The sequence below is a fragment of the Sphingopyxis sp. genome, from assembly GCF_050725615.1.
GTDB lineage: Bacteria > Pseudomonadota > Alphaproteobacteria > Sphingomonadales > Sphingomonadaceae > Sphingopyxis.
In genome coordinates this window covers 1-9,330 of the sequence record NZ_JBOHHU010000125.1, presented here as the reverse complement: position 1 = coordinate 9,330, position 9,330 = coordinate 1, and the positions used below count along the sequence as shown (strand labels likewise).

The window sequence follows — 9,330 nt, the reverse complement described above, 5'->3', positions numbered from 1 at the left end:
AAGCGGGACCCCGGATCGAGTCCGGGGTGACGAAGAAAGCCGTTGGGCCGCTTATTCGCCGGTCGGGAAGCCGCGCTTGCGGAGCAGCGCCTTCACATCGGGGTCGCGGCCGCGGAAGGCGCGATAGGCCTCGGCGCGGTCGGTTTCGTTGCCGGTCATCAGCAATATGGTGCGGAACTTGTCGGCGACGCTGCGGTCCCACGGCCCGCCGGCCTCGGTGAATGCCGCCCAGGTGTCGGCGTCCATCGTCTCCGACCAGAGGTAGGAGTAATAGCCCGCCGAATAGGCGTCGCTGCTGAACAGATGCCCGAACTGCGGCAGGCGGTGCCGCATCACGATTTCCTTGGGCATGCCGATTTCGGCCAGCGTCTCGCGCTCGAACTTGTCGATGTCGGTCGGCGGGGTCTTGCGGTCGTGCAGCTTCATGTCGACGATCGCGCTCGACAGATATTCGACGGTCGAAAAGCCCTGGTTGAACTTGTCCGAGGCGAGGATCTTGTCGACCAGCGCCTGCGGGATCGGCGCGCCGGTCTTATAATGCGTCGCGAATTTCGACAGCACTTCGGGCGTCATCAGCCAATTCTCGTTCACCTGGCTCGGATATTCGACGAAGTCGCGCGGCACCCCGGCGAGCGCGGGGTAGTAGACATGCTGCAACAGATAATGAATGCCGTGCCCGAATTCGTGGAACAGGGTCTGCGCATCGTCGAGGCTGACGAGCGTCGGCTCGCCGTTCGCGCCCTCGGTGAAATTATTATTGTTCGACGCGAGCACATTGCGCTCGCCGCCCAGCGTCTGCTGGCTGCGATAGGTGGTCATCCACGCGCCCGAGCGTTTGCCGTCGCGCGCGAAATTGTCGAGGTAGAGGACGCCGACATTCTCGTTCGTCTTGAGGTTATAGACCTCGAAGGTCTTCACCTTGGGGTCGAAGACGGGGATGGTGCCGGTGTTCTCGCGGAAGCCCAGGTCATAGAGCTGGCCCGCCGACCAGAACATCGCATCGCGCAGCTTGTCGAGCTGGAGATAGGGCTTCACCTCGCTTTCATCGAGGTCATATTTCGCCTTGCGGACCTTCTCGGCATAATAGCGATAGTCCCACGGTTCGATGGTCAGCTTGGGGCCTTTGCCGGCCTTGGCGTCGGCGTCGGCGATCGCCTGCATGTCGGCGACCTCCTCATGCACGCGGGCGACCGCGGCGGGCCACACCTTCATCATCAGCCCCATCGCGGCCTCGGGGGTCTTGGCCATGGTGTCGGCCATGCGATAGGCGGCGTGGTTCGGGAAACCGAGCAGTTCGGCGCGCTGTTGGCGCAGCTGCAAGATCTCGGCGATCGTTGCATTGGTGTCGTTGGCGTCGCCATTGTCGCCGCGGCTGACGAAGGCCTTATAGACTTTCTCGCGCAGGGCACGGTTGGTGGCGTTTTGCAGCACCGGCTGCGCCGACGAGCGGGTGTTCTTGATCGCCCATTGGCCGGGTTTGCCCTGCGCTTCGGCGGCCGAGGCGAGCGAGGCGATAAAACCGGGTTCGAGGCCGGCGAGTTCGGCCTTGTCGGTGACGAAGGTATAGAGTTTCTCGTCGCCGAGCAGCTTCGACGAGAAGGTCGAGAACAGCCCTTCGAGCTTGGCGTTCAGCGCGACGAGCTTGGCCTTGTCGGGGGCCGACAGATTGGCGCCGTCGCGGACCATTTCGTCATAGCTGCGCTCGACGATGCGGATTTGCTGCGCGTTGAGGCCGCTGGTGTTGCGGGCGTCATAGACCGCCTTGTAGCGCGCGAAGAGCTTCGGCTCGAGGAACAGCTCAGTGTAGAAGGTGGAGATTTTGGGGCTCCACTCGGCGTCGATATCCTCGACGCGGTCGTTCGACTTGTTCGACGACTGCACCCCCCACAAAGCGAACAGCCGGTCGGCGGTGTCGCCCACCAGCATCATCGGAACATGGGTGTTCTCGAACGTCGGGGCCTCGGGATTGTCGATCACCGCCTGAACCTGCGCCCTGGTCTCCGCCATCGCCTTGGCAAAACCGTCGGGGAAGAGTTCGGGATCGAGCTTGTCCCACGGCGGCACCCCTTCATAGGGGCCGGTCCAGGGGGCGAGCATCGGATTGCCGTCGGCGGGCGCGGTGACGGCGGGGGCGGTGGTTTCGGCGGCGAAGGTCATCTGGTTCATACTCGCGAGCATCGCCGTCGATGCAAGCAGAGTCGACAGACGACGAACAAAAGCGGGCGCGTTGCGCGGCATGTCTGGAATCTCCCGGTGGAAAAGGTTTCGGACGAAACCATGTCGGCGGGCGTCTTAACCTTATATGACAGAGCGGTGCAAGTTTGGGGGATCGGTCAGCCCGCGAACATCGGCTGCACGAGACCGGGCACCTCGACCCGGAAAGTGAAGACCCCGCCGGCATGCGGTTGCGCCTGGCGTTCGCCCTCGGTCAGATTCTTGCCGGCGCTGGTCACGAAGGCGGTTCGCATGTCGTCGCCGCCAAAGGCGATCATCGTCGGGCGCTGGACCGGCAGGTCGACGGTTTGGAGCAATTCGCCCCGCGGCGACAGGCGGACGATGCGCCAACCGTCCCACAGCGCCGACCAGTAACAGCCTTCCGCGTCGACTGCTGCGCCGTCGGGGCGGCCATTGCCTTCGACAAATTTATGGAACAACCGGCCTTCGCCGAGCGCGCCGGTCGCGGGATCGACGGCATAGGCGTGGATACGGTGCGTCGGGGTGTCGGCGTGATAGAAGGTCCGGCTGTCGGGGCTGAACGCCGCGCCGTTGCTCGTCATCAGCCCGCCGAGCATCGGGGTGAGGCTGCCGTCGGGATCGAGCCGATAGAGGGTCGCGTCGCGCTTCGGCTTGTCGGCGGTCAGGCTGCCGACCCACAGCCGCCCGGCGCCGTCGACGCAGCCGTCGTTGAAACGCTGGTGCGGCAGGCCCGCGAGCGCGGCGGGGCCGAAGGGGCGCGGCGCTGTGCCCCATTCGTCGATCAGCGCGCAGCCGTCGCCCAACGCCGCCACCAGCCCGCCGTCCGCGCGCGGCGCGACGCAGCCCACCGGTTCGGAGAGCTGCATCCAGGCATGGTCGCCGGTGACGGGATCGAGCCGATGGATCTGCTGCGCGTCGATATCGACCCAATAGAGGCGGGCTTCGCCTGCGTGCCAGCGCGGCGACTCGCCGAGCAAAGCGCCGGCGTCGAGGAGGAGTTGGACCATGCGCGCCGTGTAACGCGCGTCGCCGCCACTGCCCAGCGCCTGCAAACCTATTCGTCCACCGCGGCTTTGCGCGGACGATGCCGCAACATATCATGCCGTAGCGGCATTTCTACTTGACGTGCACGTAAACGTAAGGTCAGGTGGCGTCGAAGGGCGCGCGGCAGCGCGGCCATGCACGCGCGCCGGCTCCCCGCTTTCGTCCGGCCGTCACACGGGAGAAGAAGACGATGTCGCTCGATAACCTGTCGCGCTCGGCCTATGGCGAGGACCATGAGGCGTTCCGCGCCACGGTCCGCCAGTTCCTTGAAAAGGAAGTCGCGCCCAACGCCGCGCAATGGGCCGAGGACAAGATCGTCCCCAAGTCGATCTGGCCCAAGGCGGGCGAGCTCGGCATGCTGTGCCCGACGGTGCCCGAGGAATATGGCGGGCTGGGCCTCGACTTCGGCTATAATGCGATCGTCGATGAAGAGAGCGCGTATTATGGCCGCGCGACCACCGGCTTCTCGCTCCAGTCGGACATCGTCACCAGCTACATCGTCAAATATGGCAGCGAAGAGCAGAAGAAGCACTGGCTGCCCAAGATGGTGGCGGGTGAGGTGATCACCGCGATCGCGATGACCGAGCCGGGAACCGGCTCGGACCTCCAGGGCATGCGCACGACCGCGAAGAAGGATGGCAATCATTATGTCATCAACGGGTCGAAGACCTTCATCACCAATGGCCAGAACGCCGACCTGATCCTCGTCTGCGTCAAGACCGACACCGAAATCCAGCCGGCGTGGAAGGGCGTGTCGATCGTCCTCGTCGAGGCCGACCGCGAAGGTTATGAACGCGGTCGCAACCTCGACAAGATCGGGCAGGACGAGGCCGACACGTCGGAAATGTTCTTCAACGACGTCCGCGTGCCGATCACCAACTGCCTCGGCGAAGAGGGACAGGGCTTCATCTATCTGATGAGCGAATTGCCGCAGGAACGGCTGTCGATCGCGGTCAGCGCGCAGGCGGCGTCGCAGCGCGCCTTCGACGACACGGTCGAATATACCCGCGACCGCAAGGCGTTCGGCAAGCCGATCCTCGATTTCCAGAACAGCCGCTTCGTGCTCGCCGATTTGAAGGCCAAGCTGCAGGTGGGCTGGGCGCATCTCGACTGGGCGCTTGCGCGCCACATGAAGAAGGAACTGACCCCCGAGGAGGGCGCCGCGGCGAAGCTGTGGCACACCGAACTCCAGTGGGAGGTGATGGACAAATGCCTCCAGCTGTTCGGCGGCTCGGGCTATATGAACGAATATCCGATCGCTCGCGCCTGGCGCGCCGCACGCGTGACGCGCATCTTCGGCGGCACCAACGAGATTATGAAGGAACTGATCGGGCGGAAACTATAGTCCCCCCTCCCGCAGGCGGGAGGGGCAGCGAGACTTACGAGCTTGCTCGTTAGTCGCAGCGGGGTGGGCCTTTTCACCCCCGACGCTCGCTTCGCTCGCGCCCACCCCTAGCCCCTCCCGCCTGCGGGAGGGGAACTACGAAAGGAACTCCCCATGGCTCATGCATATATCGTCGATGCCGTTCGCACCGCCGGCGGCAAGCGCGGCGGCAAGCTCGCCGGCGTCCACCCCGTCGACCTCGGCGCCGCCGTTTTCGACGCGATCGCCGCCCGCAATGATTTCGACACCTCGAAGATCGACGACGTCATCACCGGCTGCGTGTCGCAGGGCGGCCAGCAGACGATGGACCTCGGCCGCAACGCCGTGCTCGCGTCGAACCTGCCCGATTCGATCCCTGCGGTGACGATCGACCGCCAGTGCGGCTCGTCGCAGCAGGCGATGATGTTCGCGGCGCAGGCGGTGATGTCGGGCACGCAGGACATCGTCCTCGCCAGCGGCATCGAAAGTATGACCCGCGTTCCGATGGGCAGCGTCGCGACGCTCTTCATCAAGGAAGGCCTTGGTCACTACAAGTCCGAGCGGCTGGAGGAGAAATTCCCCGGCATCATGTTCAGCCAGTTCGCCGGCGCCGAAATGATCGTCCAGAAGCATGGCTTCACCAAGGACGACCTCGACGCCTTCGCGCTCGAAAGCCACCGCCGCGCCAAGGCCGCGACCGAAGCCGGTCGCTTCCAGCGCGAGATCGTCGGGCTCGAGATCGACACCCCCGAAGGCCGCGCCATGCACCTCGTGGACGAAGGCATCCGCTTCGACGCGACGCTCGAAGGCATCGCCGGGGTCAAGATCCTGCAGGAAGGCGGCTCGATCACCGCCGCCTCGTCGAGCCAGATCTGCGACGGCGCCTCGGCGGCGCTGATCGTGTCGGAACAGGCGCTGAAGGATCATGGTCTCACCCCGCGTGCACGCATCCACCACATCTCGGTGACCGCAGGCGACCCGGTGATCATGCTCGAAGAACCTTTGTTCGCGACCGAAAAGGCGCTGAAGAAGGCGGGCATGAAGATCGGGGATATCGACGCCTATGAAGTCAACGAGGCGTTCGCGCCGGTGCCGCTCGCCTGGCTCAAATATCTGGGCGCCGACCATGCGCGGCTCAACGTCCATGGCGGCGCGATCGCGCTCGGCCACCCGCTCGGCGCCTCGGGCACCAAGCTGATGGCGACGTTGCTCGGCGTGCTCGACGCGACCGGCGGCAAATATGGCCTCCAGACGATGTGCGAAGGCGGCGGCCAGGCCAACGTCACGATCATCGAACGGCTGTAAGCAATTTGGCGTCGCCCCCGCGAAGGCGGGGGCCGCTATCGGGGTAGCGCGAGGCTGCCAACGGCCCCCGCCTTCGCGGGGGCGACGAATATGAACTAGGGAGACCAATATGAAACTCGATTCCACCGTATCCGCCGTCGTCACCGGCGGCGCCTCGGGCCTCGGCGCCGCGACCGCGCGCGCGCTGGCGGCCAAGGGCGTCAAGGTCGCGATCTTCGACCTGCAGGAAGAAAAGGGCACGGCGCTCGCGGCCGAACTCGGCGGTGTGTTCTGCGAATGCAATGTCACCGACGACGCGTCGGTCGATGCCGCTTTCGCCAAGTCGCGCGAAGCGATCGGCCAGGAACGCATCCTCGTCAATTGCGCGGGCACTGGCAACGCGATCAAGACCGCGAGCCGCAGCAAGGAAGACGGCAGCATCAAGCATTTCCCGCTCGATGCCTTCAACTGGATCATCCAGATCAACCTCGTCGGCACCTTCCGTTGCATCGCCAAGTCGGCGGCGGGCATGATGACGCTGCCGCCGATGGAAGACGGCGAGCGCGGCGCGATCGTCAACACCGCGAGCGTCGCGGCCGAGGACGGCCAGATCGGCCAGGCGGCTTATTCGGCCTCGAAGGGCGGCGTCGTCGGCATGACGATTCCGATCGCGCGCGACCTCGCGAGCGAGAGCATCCGCGTCAACACGATCCTGCCCGGCATCTTCGACACCCCGCTGCTTGCGGGCGCGCCGCAGAATGTCCGCGACGCGCTGGGCGCCTCGGTGCTCAATCCGAAGCGCCTCGGCAACCCTGCCGAATATGCCGGTCTTGCGCTGACGATGATCGAGAACGGCTATTTCAACGGCGAGGACGTGCGCCTCGACGGCGGCATCCGCATGGGTCCGCGCTGATATGCCGAAACCGGAGAGCTGGCGGCTGAACGCCGCAAGCTACCCCGTCCATCTCGACCTGCAGACGCGGTTCCAGGACATGGACATCAACGGCCACCTCAACAATGTGGCCTTTGCGGCGCTGTTCGAAAGCGGCCGGGTGCTGCTCAACCGCGAGGTGCGCCCGCTGACCGAGCGCCCCGCGAACGAGCGCACGATGGTCGCGGCGGTCGAGATCAACTATCTCGCCGAGGGCAATTTCCCCGACCCGGTGCAGATCGCGACCGGGATCGGCCGGCTCGGCACTTCGAGCTGGACGATCGTCCAGGCGATGTTCCAGAACGGCCGCTGCATCGCGACCTGCGACACGGTGGTGGTGTGCCGCACCGACGGGCAGGCGAGACCGCTGCGCGCGGAGATGGTCGCGGAGCTCGAAGCGAAGCTGGCGCAGGCGGCCTGACCGACCCACCGTCGCCCCCGCGAAGGCGGGGGCCGCCTTCGGACTTAAGCTTCGTTGCTTTGTAAACCTCCAGCGGCCGCGTCCAGAGGCACCTGACTCTGGTCGCCCTTCGCGGGGGCGACGGACATTTTAAAGCTTCTTGTCCGCATCGGGCACCGAGCGGATCAGGTCGCGCGCGAAGCCGATCAGGCCGATCTGGCGGCGGCGCTTCAGCCGTTCGGCGCGCAGGATCGCCATGACCTCGCCATAGCATTCGCCGACATGGTCGTTGATCAGCACATAGTCGTAACCGTCCCAGTGGCTGATCTCGTTCGCGGCGCGTTCCATGCGCGCGGCGATCACCTCGTCGCTGTCGGTGTTGCGCGACCGCAAGCGGCGTTCGAGCTCCTCCATCGTCGGCGGCAGGACGAAGACGCGCACGACGTCGGGACCGGCCTCCTGATAGAGCTGCTGGGCGCCTTGCCAGTCGATGTCGAACAGCACATCCTTGCCCGCGGCGAGCAGCGCCTCGACCGGCGCGCGCGGGGTGCCGTAGCGGTGACCGAAGACATGCGCCCATTCGAGGAACTCGCCGTCGGCGGCCATTTGCTTGAAGCTGTCGGTGTCGACGAAATGATAATGGACGCCATCCTCCTCGCCCGGACGCGGCGGGCGGGTGGTGGCCGAGACCGAAAGCGCGATGTCGCCGTCGGCCTCCAGCATCATGCGCGAGATGGTGGTCTTGCCCGCGCCCGAGGGCGAGGAAAGGACGAACAACACGCCGCGGCGGTTCAGGTGGACGCTTTCAGCCATGGGCGCTAATTGCGCGGAGAGGCGCAGCGGTCAAGGGGGACACATATGGCGGGAATATCGCGCAGGGGCTGGCTGGTCGCCGCAGCGCTCGTCGCGCTGCTCGCCGCGATCCTGTTCGCGATGGGACGCCCGCCGATCTGCCCGTGCGGGACGATCAGCCTGTGGCACGGCATCGTCCAGTCGAACCAGAACAGCCAGCAGATTTCGGACTGGTACAGCTTCAGCCATATCATCCACGGCTTTATCTTTTTCGGCCTGTCGCGCCGGCTGCTGCCGCGCCAGCCCCTGTGGGTCGCGCTGGGACTCGCGATCGGGATCGAGGGCGCATGGGAAATCCTCGAAAATTCGCCGATCATCATCGACCGCTATCGCGAAGTGACGATGGCCTTCGGCTATTCGGGCGATTCGATCCTCAACTCGGTCAGCGACACTTTGTTCATGGTCGCGGGCTTCCTCGCCGCGAGCCGGATGCGCTGGTGGGCGACAGTGGCGCTGGCGATCGCCTTCGAACTGTTTACGCTGTGGACGATCCGCGACAATCTGACGCTCAACGTCCTGATGCTGGTCTCGCCGGTCGAGGCGATCCGGGACTGGCAGGCGGGGGCCTGAAAATGCCTCCACCCCGCCGGACGAATCCGACGGGGCTTCGGGCGACCCGGCTCGCCGGGTGATCGGCACCGGGGATGGCCGTTCGTCACAGATGGGCGAGGGCCGGGGCGGTTCGGTTACAGGCGACAGTGCAGGGTGCTGCCGTCGCGGCCGCGATAGCTGTCGGTGCGGGCGTGATAGGAGCGATAAGCACGCTGGCAGGCGCGGACATGGCGATACCAGTCGCCCTCTTTGCCGAAATGCTGCGGCGGGGCGGGAGGGCGCGTGCCCCAGCTCTTGTCCCAATGGCCATAGCGCGCGTCGCCCTTAGGCTCGGGTTTGGCGGCAGGTTTCGGCGCCGGTCTGGACGCATCGCGTTTCGGCTCGGCCTTCGCTTGCGCGGGCCTGGGCTGCTCCGCTGCGGCGGGCGTGGCGGCGATGGTCATCGCAGCGAGCGCGGCGAGCAACAGGATGCGGGGGGTCATCGTCGGTCTCCTTCGGTGGGGGATGATGGGGCTTCGGCCGCGGTCACCGCGCCATCGCGGTCGCGATCCCAGGCGTCGAGCATCGCGGCGGCGGGGGCGACGAATTCGGCGCGCGAGATGAAGCCATCCTCATTGCTGTCCTCGGGACGCGGGAAGGGGAAGCCCTGCGCCGGATTGCCGCCACCGGGCGGCGGCCCGGACGGGCGTCCTCCGGGGTGGGCGGGGC

9 protein-coding genes and 1 pseudogene are annotated in these 9,330 nt (G+C 65.9%); 5 read left to right on the top strand and 5 right to left on the bottom strand.

Going from position 1 to position 9,330, the window contains the following annotated elements; translation table 11 throughout:
* Positions 1–51: 51 nt before the first annotated feature.
* Both ACREB7_RS19660 and ACREB7_RS19655 read right to left on the bottom strand, forming a co-directional pair.
* Positions 52–2,166: a M3 family metallopeptidase gene (locus ACREB7_RS19660; protein ID WP_431593955.1), complete on the bottom strand. Its 2,115-nt coding sequence runs from the start codon at positions 2,164–2,166 to the stop codon at positions 52–54.
* 167 nt (positions 2,167–2,333) lie between these two features.
* Positions 2,334–3,203 carry an SMP-30/gluconolactonase/LRE family protein gene (locus tag ACREB7_RS19655; RefSeq protein ID WP_431593954.1) on the bottom strand — a complete coding sequence of 290 codons (870 nt, stop codon included), beginning with the start codon at positions 3,201–3,203 and terminating at the stop codon, positions 2,334–2,336.
* A gap of 227 nt (positions 3,204–3,430) precedes the next feature.
* Between ACREB7_RS19655 and ACREB7_RS19650 the strand changes: the two genes are divergently transcribed.
* From ACREB7_RS19650 to ACREB7_RS19635, 4 genes are all read left to right on the top strand, one after another.
* Entirely contained in the window at positions 3,431–4,585 is a 1,155-nt protein-coding gene (locus tag ACREB7_RS19650) for an acyl-CoA dehydrogenase family protein (protein ID WP_056344395.1), read from the top strand.
* A 153-nt stretch (positions 4,586–4,738) separates the two neighbouring features.
* Positions 4,739–5,908, top strand: a complete 1,170-nt coding sequence (locus ACREB7_RS19645; RefSeq protein ID WP_431593953.1) for an acetyl-CoA C-acetyltransferase — start codon at positions 4,739–4,741, stop codon at positions 5,906–5,908.
* Positions 5,909–6,017: 109 nt separating this feature from the next.
* Positions 6,018–6,800 carry an SDR family NAD(P)-dependent oxidoreductase gene (locus ACREB7_RS19640; RefSeq protein WP_056344390.1) on the top strand — a complete coding sequence of 261 codons (783 nt, stop codon included), beginning with the start codon at positions 6,018–6,020 and terminating at the stop codon, positions 6,798–6,800.
* A gap of 1 nt (position 6,801) precedes the next feature.
* Positions 6,802–7,239, top strand: a complete 438-nt coding sequence (locus tag ACREB7_RS19635) for an acyl-CoA thioesterase (protein WP_431593952.1) — start codon at positions 6,802–6,804, stop codon at positions 7,237–7,239.
* 129 nt (positions 7,240–7,368) lie between these two features.
* Here the strand turns inward: ACREB7_RS19635 and gmk are convergent, their stop codons facing one another.
* Positions 7,369–8,031 (bottom strand): guanylate kinase, encoded by a 663-nt coding sequence (gmk, locus tag ACREB7_RS19630; RefSeq protein WP_431593951.1) that lies wholly within the window; start codon positions 8,029–8,031, stop codon positions 7,369–7,371.
* 45 nt (positions 8,032–8,076) lie between these two features.
* Between gmk and ACREB7_RS19625 the strand changes: the two genes are divergently transcribed.
* Positions 8,077–8,640 (top strand): DUF2585 domain-containing protein, encoded by a 564-nt coding sequence (locus tag ACREB7_RS19625; RefSeq protein WP_431593950.1) that lies wholly within the window; start codon positions 8,077–8,079, stop codon positions 8,638–8,640.
* 116 nt (positions 8,641–8,756) lie between these two features.
* On the opposite strand, the gene ACREB7_RS19620 is transcribed toward ACREB7_RS19625, so the two are convergent.
* Together ACREB7_RS19620 and ACREB7_RS19615 are read right to left on the bottom strand one after the other, a co-directional pair.
* Positions 8,757–9,104, bottom strand: a complete 348-nt coding sequence (locus ACREB7_RS19620) for a hypothetical protein (protein WP_431593949.1) — start codon at positions 9,102–9,104, stop codon at positions 8,757–8,759.
* Positions 9,101–9,330 (bottom strand): annotated as a pseudogene (locus tag ACREB7_RS19615) (hypothetical protein); the annotation flags it as partial. The pseudogene ACREB7_RS19615 and the gene ACREB7_RS19620, both read right to left, overlap by 4 nt.